Consider the following 20,179-nt stretch of genomic DNA (forward strand, 5'->3'; position numbering starts at 1 on the left):
AAACAATCGTGACTAATTTTACACTCATATTGGCCCCATACCAGCGATTACTGACTTGTTGAAAAATACTCAATGTGTGCAAATATTTATTAAACAGAGGAGTGCGGACCAAATAACATCTACCTCACGTAGCAGGCAAGTTGCATAGAGCAACAACTAAACGATATTTGGGATATAGGATTGAAATATCGTGAAACCGATACTTGGTATAATTTGTGTGGTTACACCCTATATCGCCAATGACGTACCCCTTTTTAGACCTGTGTTACTACAGGCATACAATCGCGATGATTACAAATTTCTCGATTTAGCGTTTAGAGCGCAAAACACTTCTCTCCCAAGCTATCGACAGAACAGTATTCTTCGTACCTACCAGCTGAAAATCGCATCTTCTTTTTTTATTAGAAAGGCGGCAGATAAAACACAGCCCCCCTACTTCACAAGGGTATTGAAGAAACTAAGTAGTATGGTCTCAAAATGCACTGGAATTGGTTGCTCAGAAGTTGGCTGCCCAAAATATCGCAGAAAGTCCTACAGAGATTTGAAGCATTACGAACATCAAATCCTTCCACAGATTTCATTACACATAATGATTGCTTCAAGTTACTGGATCCAGGCAATCCATGTTCAAGCCCCTTACAGGCAATCTCGGATATCGAGGCAGACCATCAGCAACAAATGAATGCACAGCAAAGCGGCGATACTTATGCGCAACATTATAGTCCGTTCCGTAACGGGAAACTCTGACGAGGCCTGGTCTGATTGGCGCTGGCAAATGCGCAATCGCATCAGCACATTGGATGGCCTAAAGCGATGGATCAATGTTTCTACTTCTGAATCTGACGCTATCCAAAAGCTAAAAGGAATCTATCGGTGGAGTATTACACCCTACTACGCCTCCTTAATGGACCCTGATGACCCTAATTGCCCAATTAGATTGCAGGCAGTTCCCTCACTAGAGGAAACCATCGTACCCGACAGTGCAGACATTGACCCTGTAGGTGATCAGTATTTTCGTAAAACCAACCGCGTCGTACATAAGTACCCAGATCGCGTCATCTTTCTGGTAACGTCTGTTTGCCCTGTTTATTGCCGTCATTGCACAAGGAAATTTCACACCACAACGGTGGGCCCGGAAAGTTATTTTGAACAAGGCGAAGCAACCAGCTGGGATGAGGATATTGCTTACATAGAATCACATCCACAGATTCGCGATGTATTACTCACCGGCGGCGACCCACTGATGTATTCCAACGACCGCTTGGCCAAACTATTGGAGAAGCTGAGAGCAATAAATCATGTGGAAATTATTCGTATTGGCTCACGCTTTCCCGTACTGGCCCCCCAACGTATCACCGACGAATTGTGCGAAATGCTCGCATCATTTCATCCGGTGTGGCTGAACACGCACTTTAATCACCCCAAAGAAGTCACAGAAGAAGCCGCCGCTGCATGCGACCGCTTGCTGAGAGCGGGCGTTCCGGTGGGAAATCAAACAGTGCTTTTAAAAGGCGTAAATAATTCACCGGATGATATGCGACAATTGATGCTCGCTCTGGTAAAAATACGAGTCAGACCCTACTACCTCTATCACTGCGATAATGTGGTCGGTGTCTCTCACTTTATGACAAGCCTGAAGGAAGGACAGGCGATTTATGAGTCATTGCAGGGGCACATCACGGGTTTTGCGGTCCCTCAATATGTACTTACTACTGAGCTGGGCAAAAACCCGGTCATGCCCTACGAATATGTAAAACAAGGCGATATCGAAGGCGAATGGCACATTCGAAATTTCAGAGGGCAAACGGGTATATATCTGGAGTAACAAAGTGCTAACTACCAGAGAAGGCAATCATAAGTCACAGATTTATTGCGCTGATGCCTTTTGGATGCTCCTGAGATATCCAAAACACCAAGTGTTTGGCAACGGTAGTCTGCACCACAATATATCGTAGAGTTTTACAGGATCCAGGATAACTATAAATGACTGCTTATAGCTGATTCCACAATGCGGTTGATCATGGCCCCATACTGAATACCCGCCAATTCACACATCACGGGCAGTTCAGAAACTTCAGGCCGCAAACCGGGTAGGACATTGACCTCCATAACCATGGGGGCTCCCTGTGCATCATAGCGAATATCAACTCGACCACCATCACGACACTCAAGTACTTCCCAAGTCTTCTGCGCAATTGCTCGAACCTTTAGCGCCTGACCATCGTCAACCAGCCGGCCGGGGAAAGCTCCATCATACTTGTAATAAACAGGTTCATCGCCCAATAACTTTTCCATCACGCCAATGCACTCGGCAGTTGCACCCGTCCCCAAAAAACCCACAGTAAACTCTCGGCCAGGTAGGAATGTTTCAACCAGTACTGGCTGATTAAATCGACTCAAAAGGTATTCACAGCGGTTTTTCAAAGCTGCCTTGTCGATAACTTTGGACTCAGGCGATACCCCCTTACTGGTTCCCTCCCTGAGCGGCTTTGTCATCAAAGGGTATTCAAGCTCCACTCGATTGACATCTGTAACGCTTCGAACAACTGCAAACTGTGCCGTTGGTATACCCATATCCCGCAATATGCGTTTGGTCATCTCCTTATTAAGAGTCACTGTGCTGGCAAATGGATCAGAAAATGTGTACGGTATCTTCCAGGCGTCCAACAAAGCGGGAACCTGTGCTTCGCGCCCCGTTCCATACATCCCCTCAGCAACATTGAACACTAGATCCCAGGTGTTACCTTCAACCAGTTGCTGCGCCAATCTGTAAATATTGCCGACCCGTTCGATATGGTGGCCTGCGCAGGTAAGCGCATCGTGAATCGCATCTATCGTCTCCAGGTAATCAAGTTCAGCGACGTCCTCTTCACTAAACCCCATCCCGAGATAATCATCACGAAGGTCGTAGACTATACCGATACGCATCAATCATGCTCCGCTGCCACTACACAATCTATCGAATGCCGGACTGGAATATTAGCTACGCAACTGATTTTCACTTTAACGCCCCCCAGCCCCTACCCGGAAAAGTGAACGTAAAAAAGAAGTTAATAACCTTCATTAGTACTGAGTTTTGGATAGGGTTGAAGTCGAAAGTACTTGCAAGTAACCATTAATAAAGACAACTAACCAAATGCCGTATTGCCCGTAGAGCTAATTAGCACAAAAGCTATCACGCAAGGTTCTTCACCTCGATTGACCCAATTATGAACTGTCCCCCGCTGGACAAGTGCATCTCCCGCAGACAGCTTCACAACAACCTCATCTCCCATTTCCATCTCGATATTCCCAGACATCACTACCGCATAATCAATGCTGTCAGTTTGGTGAGATCGTGGCGTAACTCCCGGCCCAAATTCTACGACCTTAAAAACCGAGCCTCCCGGAATCGTAGTTCCATCAAATTTTCTCCCGCCGTTGTCTCTACCATCTTCACAAAGCTCTACGGGCAAGTCCTGAGTAGTCCATAACTGCTGCTGAACCATATGAGGCCGCCAACTACTGGTATGCAAACCCTGATCATCTATGAGCACTACTGGCTTTCCCTCTGGGTCGTGCCCTGTAACAACTCGCCGGACATTCACACTCATCGCACTCTCCTTTCTCCTGGGAAGCAACCATCTAGTTACGGGAGAATATAGTTCAGCCAGCAGCTAGCCAGCTTACCGGACAGTGCTGGTATCACCGATGTTGCGAAATCACTATAATCGCGCCCATGTCTGAGTTACCTATTCACAGTATCCTCCCCGAACTGCTCCAGGCCTTGAGAGGGCATAGTAATGTCGTGCTCCAGGCACCCCCCGGAGCGGGTAAAACGACCGCCGTACCACTGGCATTAATAGATGAGCCTTGGTTGAGCGGAAAGAATATTATTATGCTGGAGCCGCGACGTTTGGCCGCTAGAACGGCAGCGGCGCGCATGGCTAACCAGCTGGGTGAGAAAGTTGGTGATACCGTTGGATTTCAGGTCCGGGGCGAGCGGAAGTCAAGCAAGAAGACTCGCATCCTGGTTGTAACCGAGGGAATTCTCACGCGCCTCTTACAGGCTGACCCTGAATTGGCATCCAGTGCTCTGGTCATATTCGATGAATTTCATGAGCGCAGCCTGCAAGCCGACCTCTCCCTCGCCTTATGTCTTCAGTCCCAGGAGTATCTTCGCGAGGATCTCAAGATTCTGGTGATGTCTGCCACCCTGGATACCAGCGGCATCTCCTCACTACTAAATAACGCACCCATCATATCCAGTGAAGGACGCAGCTATCCCGTCGATATTGAATACTTGAACCAACGAGAAGAGCCCGAGGACAAACGACAAATCCCGGCTTTGATGGCAAGTAAAGTTGTCGCATCCTTAGGTAAACAAGAAGGTAGTGTTCTCGCCTTCCTTCCTGGTGTCGCCGAAATCAAACAGGTTGAGAGCTTATTGGAGGAGCGACTATCTGAGGAAACGAAAAAGGGCCGCATTATTATTGCACCGCTTTTTGGGGATCTGAGCCGTGAGCAGCAGGATCAGGCGATAGCACCAACGGCACCAGGCACGAGAAAAATCGTACTGGCTACAAATGTGGCCGAGACCAGCCTGACGATTGAGGGCATCCGAATAGTTATCGACTCAGGATTAATGCGTGAATCGCGCTTTAATCCCAACTGTGGCATGAATCGTTTGGTGACAAGCTCGATTTCCCAGGCCTCAGCTACCCAGCGCACAGGGCGCGCCGGGCGCCTCAGCGCCGGCTACTGTCTGCGACTCTGGAGTGAGGGCCGGCAGCGGTCATTGAGCGCCAAAAATACAGCGGAAATCACCCGCAGTGACCTGGCTCCCCTGGCACTTGAATTAGCCAAATGGGGGGTTACCGATGTCAGCGAGCTCAACTGGCTCGACACACCACCCCCAGGACCTATGGCCCAGGCCCAACAGCTCTTGCAGCAACTGGGGGCACTGGATGACAAACTGCGTATTACCTCTCACGGGAATACCATGCTGGCCTTTGGCGCCCACCCTCGCCTCGCACATATGTTAGTTGCCAGTGTCGGCTGGGGATTGCAGGAACAGGCCTGCCTGCTGGCAGCGCTACTATCTGAACGGGATATTTTCCGTGGCGAAGCACGATGGGATCGGGACATTAGCAAACGGATTCAGGCTCTGCAGTCCCAAGGCAACGATCGGCGGGTAGATCGCGGTACTGCTCACAGAATACGCCAGCAGTCTAAAACCTGGCTCTCTCAATTAAAGAAATTTGAGTCAAGTTCAAGTCCTGCACCACAGAGTATCGATCACTCCGATGAAACTGGTGCCCTGCTTGGACTCGCCTACCCAGACCGTATTGCGAAATCGCGCAGTGATACCGGCCGCCGGTTTCTACTCTCCAGTGGCCGAGGCGCACATTTCTCCCATGATGACGCCCTAGCTTTAAGCGAATACTTGGTCATTGCCGAACTGGATGGCCAGGGCCGAGATGCAAGTATCCAGCTGGCAGCAGAGATTTCCCTGCCCGCTTTGAAGTCGCATTTCGCCGCCCAGATCAAAGAAGAGATTTCAGTTCGCTGGGACGAGACTACCGGCCGCGCTGTCGCCCTACAGCAAACGCAATTGGGGGCGCTGGTTTTACACCAGCGGCCTGCAGCAGATATTCCCCCGGAGACCCTCAGTCGCGCATTATTAGAAGCCGTACGAAAGAAAGGTCTCTCCTCCCTCCCCTGGAACACAGAAGCTAACCAGTTACGTTTTCGAGTGAAATTTTTACGCCAAAGTGAAGAGTGTGGGGATTTTCTCGGCGACACTCGAGTACCAAACTGGAGTGATGAGGCTCTATTGGAGACCATGGAGGATTGGCTGCTACCTCATTTGCAGGGGTTCAGCAAACTTGAGCAGCTAGGGCAGCTTGACTTGCAAAGCATTTTGCGCGGACAGCTTGAGTGGGACTTGCAACAAAAACTCGATGACTTGGCCCCCAGTCACTACCTGGTTCCCAGTGGCTCCCGGATAAGAATCGACTACGGAGAAACCCCACCTGTTTTGGCTGTGCGCCTGCAGGAGCTATTTGGATTGGCACAAACTCCAACAATTCTAAAAAACCGCTATCCATTGATGATTCATTTGCTCTCTCCGGCACGGCGCCCCGTTCAAATTACCCGTGACCTGGTGAATTTCTGGGCCAATACTTACCAAGAGGTAAAGAAGGAGTTGCGTATCAAATACCAGAAGCACTACTGGCCCGATGATCCCCTGACGGCTGAGGCTACTACTAAAACGAAGAAGAGAATGGATATGGGACGGTAGTTCTTTTTTTAGATTCACTGCCCCTGAGGCAGCAAAATTACTTTCTGGGCGGCGGTTAAGTTAACATTCAGCAACAACCGGATAGCATAAGCTGCCGCAAGGGATAGGAACTCGCGCCAATAGAGATAGTCTGAATTATTTTGGCCCGCAGCGACGCCCCAAAACCAGAACAAACTCTAACTCGTAGCAATGGAGATGTATTTTGCGCCGAATACTCTTAGCAGCTCTCAGCCCATTACTGATATTTGGCTGTAGCCTCGATGATCTTCCCGATGATTTGAATCAGTCAACTATCAAGTACGATAAGGAAATGCGTTACCTGGTAGAGGATATCAGCGCCTACGCCAAGGGCATCAACCGTCACTTTCTCATCGTACCCCAGAATGGGGTTGAGTTGATTACTACGACAACCACTACCACTGGTCCAGTCGATGAAGCCTACCTGGATGCCACAGACGGCATTGCACAGGAGGCCCTCTTCTTTGGCGCAAATGGTGTTGTCAACGAGCCCACCAGCGAGTCAGAAACCAAGCGCCTCCAAACTTACCTGGACTTGGCGAAAGATGAAGGGGATACAATCCTAATCACGGACTTCACCAATATTGAGCGGGATATTCAAGAGTCATATGAGAATAACGAAGAAGCTGGGTATATTTCTTTTGCCGCAGATAGCGAACTCCTGAACGATGTACCGCTATATCCCGATGAGCCCTTCAATGTTAACTCTCTGGACATTGATGACCTTGAGGAAGCCAAAAACTTTATCAATATCACCAATACCAGCAACTACTCTACGCCTCAAGATTTCATCGATAAACTGAGTGAAACCGATTACGACATATTGATAATCGACTTTTTCTTTGACGGTGAACCTTACACAGAAGAACAAATTGAGCAGCTCAGGGTAAAAGAAAATGGTGGGCGCCGCTTAGTGCTGGCCTATGTCAATGTCGGCGAAGCACAAGACGATCGCTATTACTGGAAATCCTATTGGTACAACACCCCTCCCGAATGGCTACTGGGGGAAATATCCGACGAGCCAGGTAATTACTACGTGAAGTACTGGCAGGAGGGCTGGCAGAAAATTATCTTCGGCAACGATGATTCTTATATTTATATGATCGTTGATGCAGGATTCGATGGGGCCTATATGGATGGGATCGATGCATTTGAATACTTCGATTCCGACGATGAGTAATCATTAGGCCCCAACGCTTTCACTCAGCAGGCATCAGGCCTGCTGAGTTTCCTTATATTGAGTCACATACTGGGAAAGTCGCCCGGACATTTCCTCTGCCAGTTTTTGCAGGGCATTGAGCGGGCGTATCATCACCTCAAACTCAATAATCTTACCTTCATCATTAAAGCGGATAATATCCAATCCCTTCAGGCTCTTATCACCGATGGAGGCTGCGAATTCAAGAGCCAGATCGTGTCCCGATTCGGTAGTAAATTCACGGTCGTATTCAAAACTCTCAAAAACCTGCATCACCGTATTGAGAATCAGGCACACAGCAGCGGAGCTGTGGTAGGGCTTAAAAAATGCCGGTGAACGAAAAACAGCATCTTCTGCAACGATCGCTGGTAAGCGACTCAGATCCCGCGCAGCGACCATCTCGTGCCATAGGGCAATCGATTCCGCTATTTTATTATTGGAATTGTTCATTGGAGACTTCCTCTTCACTCACTTGTTTTTGTAAAAATTCTCTCCCATCAGCACACCCCAACTCGTAAGTTTTTTGGGCTAGCTCAGGATTTGTGTAATCCCAAACACTGATGAATGGCGGTTTCGAGGGCTGGACATAAGTCCAATCCTGATCGCCTTTGCGCTGTGTAAATATGTCCGGGAACTGATCGTAACGACGGGTCAACAACACCAGCACCCTTCCCTTTCCATTATCCAGCCCTGCCACCGGGATGTTATCTACCACCCCACCATCGAGTGCTGTTCGCCCCCGCAACTTAAGTCTTGGGGTGAATGGCGGCGTACAGGAGGAGCACAAAATCAGGTCCACCAACTCCTCAATACTGGAACAATCCCGGGCTCGATAAAATTGCTGCTTAAAACCTAAGCGCTGGGCGATCTTGGGGTGAAGGCTGCGTAAAAAATGCTTATCGGCATAGTAGGCCATGGCCCCCACTCCAAAAGCCAAACCCCCAGATAGGCCTTTTGGTGGGTGAACAACCGCAATTCGCAACTCTGCGCCCTGCTGAAGGGTCTCCAGTCCATCGCGAAACAGCTCTAACATCGCATTGCGGTAGATTCCATATTGGGGGAACACAGGTTCTTTACCAAAAAGGTTTCCCCAATAAGCATTTTTTTCATTAGTCTCGAACGCAGTCCAGAAATGCTCTCGAGCCTCCTCCGTCTTACCCATCAGCACCAGGCTCGACATTAGGCCCCCTGCCGAAACCGCAGTAACCACCTTCGGAGAAAGACTAATTTCGTTGGCTATGGACTCCCAAAAGCCAATCTGCCAGGTGCACCGCCCACCGCCACCGGCAAAAACAACTTGGTCAAACATGATCTCGCTTCCCTGCAGCAGCCTTCCGGCTGGAACTTCCTGAGTCCATTCTGTGTTTTACATCCTCTCAAGTGCAGTTTCAGGCCGCTCTTTGCATTACCGCTGACACTTATGACCAATTAGTTTCAGCCTACATGATGACATATTGATGACGACAACAATATGCAACTAATTGCATAAGCTAATCGAATCACAAGTATTGTGCAACTGATCGTCTTGATCCTGAACTCACTGAATACTCAAATTTCCACCAGGCGTTCCTTACCGGACAGCAGCGCATCGAGAAAGGCATAACCGTCTGCAACCCCAATTTTCAAGGTGTGCCTCATCGCACCGGGGTCAGCAAAATTCCACATCCCGATGGGCAACGGACTGGAAGGCTGAACATAAGTCCACACCTGATCCCCCCTTTGCACACTGAAACTGTTCGGTAGGTGTGGAAAGCTCCCTGTATCCAAAATCAGAACCCGCCCTTTGCTAGCATCCAATCCGGCGACCGGAGCATTACCTACCAGAGCTCCATCCAGCACCTCTGCACCATCAAGCGACAACCTTGGGGATATGGGGGGGGCACAGCAGGAACTCAAAATAAGCTGCTCAAGATCTGTCCCATCTTTGCATTTACTCACGGGGTGAAACATCTGGCGAAACCCAAGATGTAACGCTGTATTTGGATGCAAGTCGTGAAAGATGTGTTTGTTAGAATAGAAAATTGCCAGCCCCAGCGTCAGTGCCAGAGGCACAGGCAACCATTCCGGGGGATAAGTCACTGCAATTCTGAGGTCGGCAGATTGACGTAGAGGCTCAAGACTATCGTGAAAAAATTCGTGTACCCCTTTGCGATAGATCTCAAAGTGCGGAAAAATTGGTTCTTTGCGGAATGAATTATTCCAGTAGAAATTCCTTTCATTTTTTTTGCAAACAGAGTGAAAGTAATTAACACCCTCACGGCAGCGATCCGTAAGCATGAGTGCTGCTACCATGCTGCCTCCGGATGCAGCACAAACAACTTTTGGCCGGATCGGTAATTCGCGACTTAGGGATAACAAAAAACCAAGCTGCCAAGTGCAACGGCTTCCACCGCCACCAAAAACCATTTGATCAAACATGACGACACCCTCTAGAAAAGGCTATCGAAATAAATACGGGTATTTTTGATTTTAATTTTAGGCAGGAGTTTTTGTCTCTATCGCCACCAAGCGTTAAAGCGAGATCACAGTTAATGGCTCTCTCCCAACTATTACGCATCACAATCAGCAAACCTGCCAACCACCTTGATACAAATAGATATAAAAAAGGCTTCACTTTTCAAACCAACTAGGCATTGGGACTAAAGGTGTCTTTATCTCAACACTCAGTGCAAACCTATGAGTAACCTTAAGATCGTAACCTTCCAATCAGTAATTCAAGATATCCCCAGTCACATCAGGGAGGACTCTCAAGTAACCGCCCTTCGCCACTCAGTGCCGCTAAAAATGCACGGCCATCTGCAATCCCCATACGGAAAGTATCTTTCACCTCTTCCGGACTGGCAAAATCCCAAACATTAAGTGGAACATGTCCAGAGGGCTGAACATATGTCCATTCCTGGTTAAATTTTTGTACCGTAAAACGGTCCGGCAGCTGCGGGAAACGTCGGGTTAGCAAAATAAGCACCCGTCCTTCAGCGGTATCCAGCCCACCAATAGGCACACTATCTACAACCCCTCCATCCAATACCTCTGCACCGCCCTGCTTCAGACGCGGTGTCAGAGGTGGCGTACAGGATGAAGTAATAACCAGCTTCTCTAACTGGGAAGGATCCGAACAGTGGCGAACCTTATAAAAAGATTGGCGGAAGCCCAATTTAAGTGCAGTAGTGGGGTGAAGGTTCGGGAAAATATAAGTATCAGAGTAATCAATCGCTGCTCCAATCATTAACGCGATCGGACCAGGCAGCCATTTCGGCGAAGTACTGACTCCAATACGTAGGTCTGAGGCTTCCCTAAGTTGATCAAAGCCCCCAGAAAATAAGTTGCTTAATGCTCGCCGATAAATTGTATAGTGCGGGAATACTGGGTCCTTGCGAAACATATTGCCCCAATGGATATTTTTCCCATTGGATTTAAATGCCGAAACGAAGTAATCCACCCCGTCGAGTGACCTGTCCATCAGAACCAGGCTGGCAACCAGGGAGCCAGCGGATACTGCACTGACCACCCTAGGTGCCAGATCAATTTCCTTTGCAACCGACTCCCAAAAGCCGATCTGCCAGGTACAGCGCACGCCGCCACCGGCAAACACCACTTGGTCAAACATAGATTGTTCTTCCCTGGAGTTGGCGCACAAGCAATCACAAGCATGACCAATCACTGGATCGCTGCACCGGCACTTTACATTGCCCCAGCGCCTCAAAAGCACCGAGGAATATTTCAAATATATACAGTGTGGGAGTAGTTCGTAGGGAGGCTTACGCGGGATCTAACCTGAGAGATTCACAGCAATAAAAAAGGCGAACACAAGGTTCGCCTTTTTCTTTTGAGCCACTTGGCCGACTCAGAATGGTCTCAGGAACTCAGTAGTAGGCCTGGGACTTGTCGGTGTGGTCAGTAATATCTTTCACGCCTGCTAATTCGGGGATTTTCTCTTTGAGAGTCTTTTCCACGCCTTCCTTCAAGGTCATATCAACCATGCCACAGCCCTGGCAGCCGCCACCGAACTTCAACACAGCAAACATATCCTCGGTCACCTCTACCAGGCTTACCTGGCCACCGTGAGCTGCCAGGCCCGGATTAACCTCGTTGTACAAAACATAGTTGATACGGTCCTGGATAGGACTGTCGTCGGTAATTTTCGGCATACGGGAGTTGGGCGCGCGAATAGTCAACTGCCCGCCCATCTTGTCCGAAGAGTAATCGACCCGAGCATCATCTAGATAGGGAACGCTGCGCCCTTCAAAGTAAGCTTTGAGACCGTTCATTTCCAACATCACATCACCTTCTTCCTCCTCTCCCGGGCGGCAGTAGGCGATACAAGTCTCGGCGTTAGGTGTGCCGGGACTGGAAACAAACATGCGAATGGCAATTCCCTCACAGTCCTGTTTGGCCAACAGCTCTTTCAGGTATTCCTGAGCGGGTTCAGTAATAGTGACATTCAAATCAGACATATAGGCTCTCAAATAACCAAGCTTCTTTGTCGGGTATTCTACTCTCAGAAAGACTCAAGGGAAACCGGTCAGTTGGAACCCTTTCGACCGACCGGCCTCACCACTCTCCTAGGTGGGGATAAATCCCATAAGAGTCTGGGCAGTTTCCTCTGAGGAGGCCGGATTTTGACCAGTTACCAGTTTGCCGTCTACCACTACGTAGGGTGCCCAATCACCACTTTTGGAGTAGTTTCCACCATTACTCTTGAGCATATCCTCAACCAGGAAAGGCACGACATCCACCAGTTCAACCGCAGCCTCTTCCGAGTTGGCAAATCCAGTCACACCTTTTCCCGACACCAGGTAAGCGCCATCCTGGCGGCGGGTATGACGGAAAATGCCCGGAGCATGGCACACAGCACCGATCGGCTTGTCTGCGGCAAAAAAGTTCTCAATCAGTGCAATTGAGACCGGGTCTTCCGCAAGGTCCCACAAGGGACCATGGCCACCGGGATAAAAGACTGCATCAAAATCAGACTCATTCATATCAGCCAATTTGTGGGTATTGGCCAGAACCTGCTGAGCATCGGCGTCAGCCTGAAAGCGATGAGTCGCCTCCGTCTGAAAATCTGGCTCATCACTCTTGGGATCGAGAGGCGGCTGCCCGCCTTTTGGAGAGGCCAGGGTCACTTCAGCACCGGCGTCCTTGAAGATGTAGTAAGGTGCGGCAAACTCCTCCAGCCAAAACCCCGTTTTCTTGCCGGTATTCCCCAGTTCATCGTGGGAAGTCAAAACCATCAGTATTTTCATATTTCTGTCCCTATAAACTTTGTCAGCTTTGCTTCAATCATCATTTCCTATGCGCACAACTAACTTGCCGAAGTTCTTTCCTTCCAGAAGCCCGATAAATGCATTGGGTGTTTCTTCCAACCCTTCGACCATATCCTCAAGATATTTAATACTGCCTTCCGCAACCCACTGACTTAATGTACGTACCGCTTCATGAAAACGTTCGTAGTAATCGAAAATAATAAAGCCTTGGGTTTTCAAGCGTTTGGTCAGTACATCCCGCATTAACAAACTGGTGCGATCCGGGCCTTGCGGCAATGAGGTTGCGTTGTACTGAGAGATAAGCCCACATACAGGAATCCGCGCAAAATCATTTAATAGCGGTTGCACCGCATCAAAGACCTTGCCACCAACACTTTCAAAATAGATATCGATACCGTCAGGGCAAGCCGCAGCCAATTGATCGACAAAATCTTCGGCGCGGTGATCCAGGCACAGGTCGAAGCCCAACTCCTCTACCGCATAGCGACACTTTTCCTCACCTCCAGCAACACCGATTACCCGGCACCCTTGCAACTTGCCGATTTGTCCAACTGTTGCCCCCACAGGACCAGTAGCAGCTGCAACTACCAGAGTCTCCCCTTCTTTTGGCTCCCCAATTTCTAGCAAACCAAAGTAGGCGGTGATTCCCGGCATACCCAGCACTCCCAGGGAGAAGGAGGGGTAATCCGGATTTTTACCCAAGTTAATCAACCCGGTACCATCAGAAATGGCGTAGTCCTGCCAGCCGCTATAACCGAGTATCCAATCCCCCTCCTCGAAGCCATTCAATCGGGACTCAACCACACGGCTCACCGTCCCTCCAACCATGGTCTCTCCCAGTGAAACAGGCTCTGCGTAGGACTTCGCATCACTCATTCGCCCCCTCATATAGGGATCGAGCGATAGGAATACTGTGCGCAACAGCACCTCGCCGACCTCCGGCTTGACCACAGGGGCATGCTCCAGGCGGAAGTTATCTGTCGTCGGGGCACCTTCAGGGCGGGATGCCAATACCAGGCGGCGGTTTATATCGCTCGATTGCATTCTCTATTCTCCATAACTTCATAAAATGGAAGTCAAAGTCGCCAAATTAGACCGGTCGTCTAGAAAGGCGCCATAAAAATACCCGCAACGGTTTTCCCCTCGCGGGCTCAGTAAAAAACTCAGTGTTTCCCCAGTATCTCCTGGGTCGCCAGCATCGCCTCTGCCATTGGCGTATCGTTGCGGTTTAACTTGGCCAACAGGCTGGCTCCCAGCCACAGCTGGTACAAGGAAGCTGCGGTGGCACGGGCATTGAGGGTGCTAGGCAGAGAACCGTCTTCCCCCGCCAGCTCGATACAATTCTGGAGCTTCTGAATAATATGCTCAGTCCCATCTCTGAGGATAACCCGCATCGATTCAGACAGGTCTGCCACCTCAGCGCTAAGCTTAACCACCAGGCAGCGGTGTGCATCGTAACGCTCCCCACTACTCTTCTGCCAAGCATCAAAATAGGCCAATAAATTATCGGCGGCAGATTGATCCCGGGAGGAAAAGCCAACGTCCATCTGTTCCAGGTAGCTGCGAAAATAATCTTCCAGCAGAGCCTCGCCAAATTGCTCCTTGGACTTAAAGTAGTGATAAAAGGATCCCTTTGGCACACCGGCAGTTTTGAGAATTTCACTCAAACCTACACCGGAGAAACCTTTTACGGCCATCACGGTGTAACCGGTATCCAACAAATGTTGGCGAGTATCTTCATAGCTGCTTTTCATGCCTAGCACTCTACGCAAAACTAGACCGGTCGTCTAGGGATTTATAGTGATTAGGAGCTGTAGAGTATCTATAAATTGCTCAACTTTATTCAAAACTGCTCTGTTATTGTGGTGGAACAACCAAAAAGGCGTAAGTCGCAGCCGGTGAGTGGGCGTGACTGTGCTAAGATTGGCGCCATTCCCACCATCGGCAAAAGATCGACAATATAAGGATTGGTAAATGTCCCAGCAGTCCCGCGACCAACGTCTCGAGCAAATTAATGCCGCGCTTGCGCAACGCATCCTGATCCTGGATGGCGCTATGGGGACGATGATCCAGAGGGAGAAGCTGGAAGAGGCCGATTATCGGGGCGAGCGCTTCGCCGACTTCCCTCGCGACTTGAAAGGCAATAACGACCTGCTCAGCCTGACCCGCCCGGAGCTGATCGAAAAGATTCACCGGGAGTACCTTGAGGCGGGCGCGGACATTATCGAAACCAATACTTTTAACGCGACCCAGCTGTCCCAATCTGATTACGACATGGAACACCTGGTGGTAGAGATCAACCGGGCCTCCGCAGAGATCGCGCGCCGTGCAGCAGATGCACTCTCTACCCCAGAGCGCCCGCGCTGGGTAGCCGGGGTCATCGGCCCCACTTCCCGCACCGCCAGTATTTCACCAGACGTCAATGACCCAGGGGCACGCAATGTCACTTTCGATGAACTGGTAGAAAACTATGTAGAAGCGGGCCGCGCTTTGGTCGAAGGCGGCAGCGACCTGATCTTAATCGAAACCATTTTTGACACCCTCAATGCCAAGGCCGCTATCTATGCCATGCAGCAGCTCTTTGAGGAGCTGGGTTTCGAACTGCCAATTATGATTTCCGGCACCATTACCGATGCCTCCGGCCGCACCCTTTCCGGCCAAACGACCGAAGCTTTTTACTATTCTGTTGCCCACGCAAAGCCAATTTCTGTGGGGCTCAACTGTGCCCTGGGCGCCACCGAATTGCGCCCTTATGTGGAAGCCTTATCGGGCGCCTGTACCTCTAATGTCTCCGCCCACCCCAACGCGGGATTGCCCAATGAGTTTGGCGAATACGACGAAACCCCTGAGCAGACTGCCGCAATCGTAGCGGAATTTGCCCGCAGCGGATTTATTAATATCCTCGGCGGCTGTTGTGGCACCACCCCCGATCATATTCGTGCAATTGCCGACGCAGTGGCCGATATACCCCCACGACAGCAGCCGGAAATAAAACCTGCTCTGCGCCTGTCCGGACTGGAGCCATTTGTCGCCGATGAAAACGCCCTATTCGTCAATGTGGGCGAGCGTTGCAACGTCACTGGCTCCGCCCGATTTAAGCGCCTGATACTTGAAGAGGACTACGACACCGCCCTGCAAGTGGCTGCCGCCCAGGTGGAAGATGGGGCGCAGGTAATCGACTTCAATATGGATGAGGCGATGCTGGATGCACTCGCCGCTATGCGCCGCTTCCTCAACCTTGCCGCTACCGAACCGGATATCGCCAAGGTGCCATTTATGGTGGACTCCTCCAAGTGGGAGGTGATCGAGGCCGGCCTGCAATGCATCCAGGGCAAGCCCATTGTGAACTCCATCAGCCTCAAGGAAGGCAAAGAGGAGTTTATCGAAAAGGCCCAACTGTGCCTGCGCTACGGTGCGGCTGTGGTGGTGATGGCTTTTGATGAAGATGGCCAGGCGGATACTTTCGAGCGCAAAATTGAGATCTGCAAGCGCAGCTACGATGTGCTGGTCGATGAAGTCGGCTTCGATCCCACCGATATTATTTTCGACCCGAATATTTTTGCTGTCGCCACCGGTATTGAGGAACACAATAATTACGCGGTGGACTTTATCGAGGCGTGCCGCTGGATTCGCGCAAATCTGCCCGGTGCCCAGATCAGTGGCGGCGTCTCCAATGTTTCCTTCTCTTTCCGGGGCAACAACCCGGTACGTGAAGCCATTCATTCAGTATTCCTGTTTCACGCTATTAAAGCCGGCCTGAATATGGGTATCGTGAACGCCGGGCAGCTGGCGGTTTACGACGAACTCCCAGAGGAGCTGCGGGAAAAAGTTGAGGATGTGATCCTCAACCGCAGCCCGGATGCCACTGAAGCCCTGCTGGAAATTGCCCCCAAATACCAAGGGGATGGCGGCGGTGCCACACGCAAAGAGGACCTGAGCTGGCGCCAATTGCCTGTGAAGGAACGCCTGGCACACTCCCTTGTGAAAGGCATTAACAACTATATCGAGGAAGATACCGAAGAGGCCCGCGCAAGTTCCTCACGCCCACTGGATGTGATCGAAGGTCCACTGATGGACGGTATGAATATCGTTGGCGACCTGTTTGGCGAAGGGAAAATGTTCTTGCCCCAGGTAGTGAAATCCGCCCGGGTTATGAAACAGGCGGTAGCCTACCTGCAACCCTATATTGAAGCGGAAAAAACCGAAGACAGCCGCTCCAACGGCCGTATCCTGATGGCCACTGTTAAAGGGGATGTGCACGATATTGGCAAAAATATCGTGGGCGTGGTGCTGGCCTGCAACAACTATGAAGTGATCGACCTCGGCGTGATGGTGCCAGCGGAAACTATTCTGCAAACAGCAAAGGAAAAGGAGTGTGACATTATCGGCCTGTCCGGCCTGATCACCCCATCCCTGGATGAAATGGTTCACGTAGCCGCCGAGATGGAGCGCCAGGGGTTTGATATCCCATTATTGATCGGCGGAGCTACCACCTCCAAAGCCCATACCGCCGTAAAAATTGATCCCCAATTCCACCGCAACCAGGTGGTGTATGTAGCCGATGCATCTCGCGCCGTAGGCGTGGCCAGCAGCCTGATTTCCAATGAGCTGCGCCCAGCCTTTGTGGAAAAAATCCAGGCCGAGTATGAAAAGGTGCGCACCCGCACCGCCAACCGCAAGCGCAATGACACCCGCTTAACCTACGAGGAAGCGCGGGATACTGCCCCGGAATTTGATTGGAAAAACTACCAGCCAGCACGACCCAACAAGCTGGGCCTTACCGTGATCGACGATTTCCCTCTGGAGAAACTGCTCGACACTATGGACTGGACGCCTTTCTTTATTTCCTGGGATTTGGCGGGTAAATTCCCGGCAATCCTTGAAGACGAAATTGTGGGAGAAGCCGCTACCGATCTCTACGACAACGCCCAGCGTATGTTGAAAGAGATTATCGATAAAAACCTATTGCGCGCACGGGCCGTATTCGGCCTATGGCCCGCCAATAGCGTCGGCGACGATATCATCGTCTACAAGGATGAAAGCCGCAGTGAGGAGCTGGCTCGCCTTCACCATATGCGCCAGCAGGTACAGAAACGCGGTGGCGATGGCCTGTGCCGCTCCCTGGCAGATTTCGTCGCGCCGCTGGAGTCAGGCCAAATAGACTATGTGGGCGGCTTCGCGGTTACCACTGGCATCGGCGCAGACGAGTTGGCTGACACCTACGAAGCCAAGCACGACGATTACAACGCCATTATGGTAAAGGCCCTGGCAGACCGTATGGCAGAGTCCTTTGCTGAGACACTGCACCGTTTGGTGCGAAAAGAATATTGGGGCTATGCCGAAGACGAAACTCTGAGCAATGAGGAGCTGATCAAGGAAGCCTACCAGGGCATCCGCCCAGCCCCGGGCTATCCCGCCTGCCCCGATCATTCGGAAAAAGCTACCCTGTTCAAATTGCTACAAGCGGAGCAAAATGCAGGCGTCAGCCTTACCGAGCACTTTGCCATGATGCCCGCAGCTGCGGTGAGCGGTTGGTACTTCGCCCACCCCCAGGCAAAGTACTTCAATGTGGGCAAGATCGGCAGGGATCAGCTGCAAAGCCTGGCTAAACGAAAAGGGGTCAGCGAACCGGAATTGGAGCGCTGGCTACGTCCCAACCTCGAGGAGTGAGCCTGTGGAAGATAATAATAAGAAAGCGAAAAAGCCCAATTTCGGCCAGGTGGTAGTCAGTACCCTGGCCGCCGCGATTGGCGTGCAGAGTGATAAAAACCGCGAAAGGGATTTTCAAAGTGGCAGTATTATGACGTACGTTATTGCCGGCGTTGTTTTTACCGCCGTATTTGTAATCGGATTGGCTCTAATTGTGAAAATAGTACTCGGCAATATGGGCTAAAAGCGCAGAGTGCTTTCCATCAGCTAGCAGCTACACAAATAAGCCGAGCGAAATGTCTATCGCTAATGCCCGGGACTACACAACTCCGGGCCAGCGGCGGGCTAGCGCGTGGCCACCCAAAAAATACAGGTGGCTACGAAAATTGCGACCAGTGCTACAGCAGCAATTGCATCCACTACATTATCGTCTTCAGAAACTACAGCTACTTCATCATTCATCGAATCTCTCCGATCGTTCTTTATTGTTATTTAAAGTAGTTGGGCCGCTGGATGCGGCAACCCAAGTAGAGCAAATCAAGTCATCAGTTGCAAGGCGGGGCCGGCAAACAACCTTACCGACCCAAGTGCCAGTCTAGGCCTGCCCGGAATAGAGAGCGATATGAAACCCTCCGGTGAGAGCCTGGCCAGTCTTAGCAACCTGTGTACGGCTGTTAACATCGACATTCAGATTGCCCCATTTATTTGGGGAAACTGACATAATTCCATTAACACCTTTGCCCTTGTTAACACTCGTCATATTGCAAAACACCACGGCTCCACCACCACTCTTGTTCGTCGCCAGAGAACCTGGACTCGGGCTTGAGCCATCGGAAATCAGAATATGTACATCGATAGTTTTACCACCCAGCGAGTTTTTTAGAATCCTATTGTTATGATCCAAACAAATATCAATGCCAAAAGTTAAGCCCTTGTACGAAAAAGTACTGTCACTTGCCTTGGTCGAAAAAGCATCATCTGTCTGATACTTATCATTGCCAACTTTATATTTCTTCAGCAGGAAATTGCCACCGGCCAGGATAGGAGCAATGCTCAAGTAAGATGCTGAAGAAAAACATCCACCACCTTTTGTGTAAGCAATAGTCCCTGCAACAATCAGAATGTTCGGGTATTGACGGGAAGCTCTGCGCAGGCCGGAATAAATATCACTCTTGGAGCCCTTGCTTAAAGAGTCGATGTGATTAGTTTTTGCTTTAGAGGCATACCCTGAAAAGTAATACTCCGGAGCAACCAACATCTTGATATATTTATCATCGGAGTACTCTTGCATCATGGCTTTAGCGCGAGCCAGCGCCCCCTCAAACACATCGAAATTACTGTTACTCACACCAGTAAACTTTGATGAATCATCAAACTCAATCATCGCCGCAAGGATATCTTTAGCCATCCCGCTTACCTCTTATATTTTTTTAGGAATTCAGTCACTGACTTAGCCACTGACCAGTCTCACATGTGACTGACCATTCGCAATTTATATCACCACAAGTAAACTGAGAGGCGGTATCAATTCACAGCTAACCGAATTAGCGTCGATTTGCCAGGTCCCGAAGTGGAGTTGCTACACTCAACAGGTAAGTTGCGGCTAAAAAACAGACAGGACGGCATAGATAGCCATTACTCCAACGCTCCTCGAATCTGCAACAACAGACAAGCACTATGCTGATAAATCTCTCTTATAACTGTTGGTTACAGATATAGCGGAAAATATTGTTATTTATTGCATAAGAGCGCTGGTATGTTATGCGC

At 50.2% G+C, this 20,179-nt stretch carries 16 protein-coding genes; 5 read left to right on the top strand and 11 right to left on the bottom strand.

The window, feature by feature from the left end:
- Positions 1–706: 706 nt before the first annotated feature.
- Positions 707–1,825, top strand: coding sequence for a KamA family radical SAM protein (locus ACYX4J_RS11880; RefSeq protein ID WP_476176672.1), 1,119 nt, complete (start codon positions 707–709; stop codon positions 1,823–1,825).
- A gap of 152 nt (positions 1,826–1,977) precedes the next feature.
- On the opposite strand, the gene ACYX4J_RS11885 is transcribed toward ACYX4J_RS11880, so the two are convergent.
- Together ACYX4J_RS11885 and ACYX4J_RS11890 are read right to left on the bottom strand one after the other, a co-directional pair.
- On the bottom strand, positions 1,978–2,928 hold the full coding sequence (locus ACYX4J_RS11885) for a D-alanine--D-alanine ligase family protein (protein ID WP_444941962.1): 951 nt from the start codon (positions 2,926–2,928) through the stop codon (positions 1,978–1,980).
- A 200-nt stretch (positions 2,929–3,128) separates the two neighbouring features.
- Positions 3,129–3,593, bottom strand: a complete 465-nt coding sequence (locus ACYX4J_RS11890; protein ID WP_444897561.1) for a cupin domain-containing protein — start codon at positions 3,591–3,593, stop codon at positions 3,129–3,131.
- Between the two features lie 125 nt (positions 3,594–3,718).
- On the opposite strand from ACYX4J_RS11890, the gene hrpB reads away from it, so the two are divergent.
- Positions 3,719–6,283 (top strand): ATP-dependent helicase HrpB, encoded by a 2,565-nt coding sequence (hrpB, locus tag ACYX4J_RS11895; RefSeq protein ID WP_476176673.1) that lies wholly within the window; start codon positions 3,719–3,721, stop codon positions 6,281–6,283.
- Between the two features lie 202 nt (positions 6,284–6,485).
- On the top strand, positions 6,486–7,481 hold the full coding sequence (locus ACYX4J_RS11900; protein WP_476176674.1) for an endo alpha-1,4 polygalactosaminidase: 996 nt from the start codon (positions 6,486–6,488) through the stop codon (positions 7,479–7,481).
- 33 nt (positions 7,482–7,514) lie between these two features.
- Here the strand turns inward: ACYX4J_RS11900 and ACYX4J_RS11905 are convergent, their stop codons facing one another.
- The 8 genes from ACYX4J_RS11905 to ACYX4J_RS11940 all read right to left on the bottom strand — a co-directional run bounded on the left by ACYX4J_RS11905 (position 7,515) and on the right by ACYX4J_RS11940 (position 14,517).
- Positions 7,515–7,949, bottom strand: a complete 435-nt coding sequence (locus ACYX4J_RS11905) for a nuclear transport factor 2 family protein (RefSeq protein ID WP_413665513.1) — start codon at positions 7,947–7,949, stop codon at positions 7,515–7,517.
- Positions 7,933–8,808, bottom strand: a complete 876-nt coding sequence (locus ACYX4J_RS11910; RefSeq protein WP_444897564.1) for a patatin-like phospholipase family protein — start codon at positions 8,806–8,808, stop codon at positions 7,933–7,935. Before ACYX4J_RS11910 ends, ACYX4J_RS11905 begins: the two co-directional genes overlap by 17 nt.
- A gap of 239 nt (positions 8,809–9,047) precedes the next feature.
- Positions 9,048–9,917 carry a patatin-like phospholipase family protein gene (locus ACYX4J_RS11915; protein ID WP_476176675.1) on the bottom strand — a complete coding sequence of 290 codons (870 nt, stop codon included), beginning with the start codon at positions 9,915–9,917 and terminating at the stop codon, positions 9,048–9,050.
- A gap of 316 nt (positions 9,918–10,233) precedes the next feature.
- On the bottom strand, positions 10,234–11,106 hold the full coding sequence (locus ACYX4J_RS11920; RefSeq protein ID WP_476176676.1) for a patatin-like phospholipase family protein: 873 nt from the start codon (positions 11,104–11,106) through the stop codon (positions 10,234–10,236).
- A 256-nt stretch (positions 11,107–11,362) separates the two neighbouring features.
- On the bottom strand, positions 11,363–11,953 hold the full coding sequence (gene nfuA / locus ACYX4J_RS11925) for a Fe-S biogenesis protein NfuA (protein ID WP_282933143.1): 591 nt from the start codon (positions 11,951–11,953) through the stop codon (positions 11,363–11,365).
- A 108-nt stretch (positions 11,954–12,061) separates the two neighbouring features.
- Entirely contained in the window at positions 12,062–12,742 is a 681-nt protein-coding gene (locus tag ACYX4J_RS11930) for a type 1 glutamine amidotransferase domain-containing protein (RefSeq protein ID WP_444897567.1), read from the bottom strand.
- A gap of 33 nt (positions 12,743–12,775) precedes the next feature.
- Entirely contained in the window at positions 12,776–13,807 is a 1,032-nt protein-coding gene (locus ACYX4J_RS11935; RefSeq protein WP_476176677.1) for an NADP-dependent oxidoreductase, read from the bottom strand.
- 119 nt (positions 13,808–13,926) lie between these two features.
- Positions 13,927–14,517 (bottom strand): TetR/AcrR family transcriptional regulator, encoded by a 591-nt coding sequence (locus ACYX4J_RS11940; protein ID WP_444905524.1) that lies wholly within the window; start codon positions 14,515–14,517, stop codon positions 13,927–13,929.
- A 220-nt stretch (positions 14,518–14,737) separates the two neighbouring features.
- On the opposite strand from ACYX4J_RS11940, the gene metH reads away from it, so the two are divergent.
- Both metH and ACYX4J_RS11950 read left to right on the top strand, forming a co-directional pair.
- A complete protein-coding gene (gene metH, locus ACYX4J_RS11945; RefSeq protein ID WP_476176678.1) occupies positions 14,738–18,433 on the top strand; it encodes a methionine synthase in 3,696 nt (1,231 codons plus the stop codon).
- Between the two features lie 4 nt (positions 18,434–18,437).
- A complete protein-coding gene (locus tag ACYX4J_RS11950) occupies positions 18,438–18,656 on the top strand; it encodes a DUF2970 domain-containing protein (protein WP_413665506.1) in 219 nt (72 codons plus the stop codon).
- A 351-nt stretch (positions 18,657–19,007) separates the two neighbouring features.
- Here the strand turns inward: ACYX4J_RS11950 and ACYX4J_RS11955 are convergent, their stop codons facing one another.
- Positions 19,008–19,820, bottom strand: coding sequence for a carbon-nitrogen hydrolase family protein (locus tag ACYX4J_RS11955; protein WP_476176679.1), 813 nt, complete (start codon positions 19,818–19,820; stop codon positions 19,008–19,010).
- Between the last annotated feature and the right edge of the window lie 359 nt (positions 19,821–20,179).

Source organism: Microbulbifer sp. ABM4_008 (assembly GCF_056311705.1).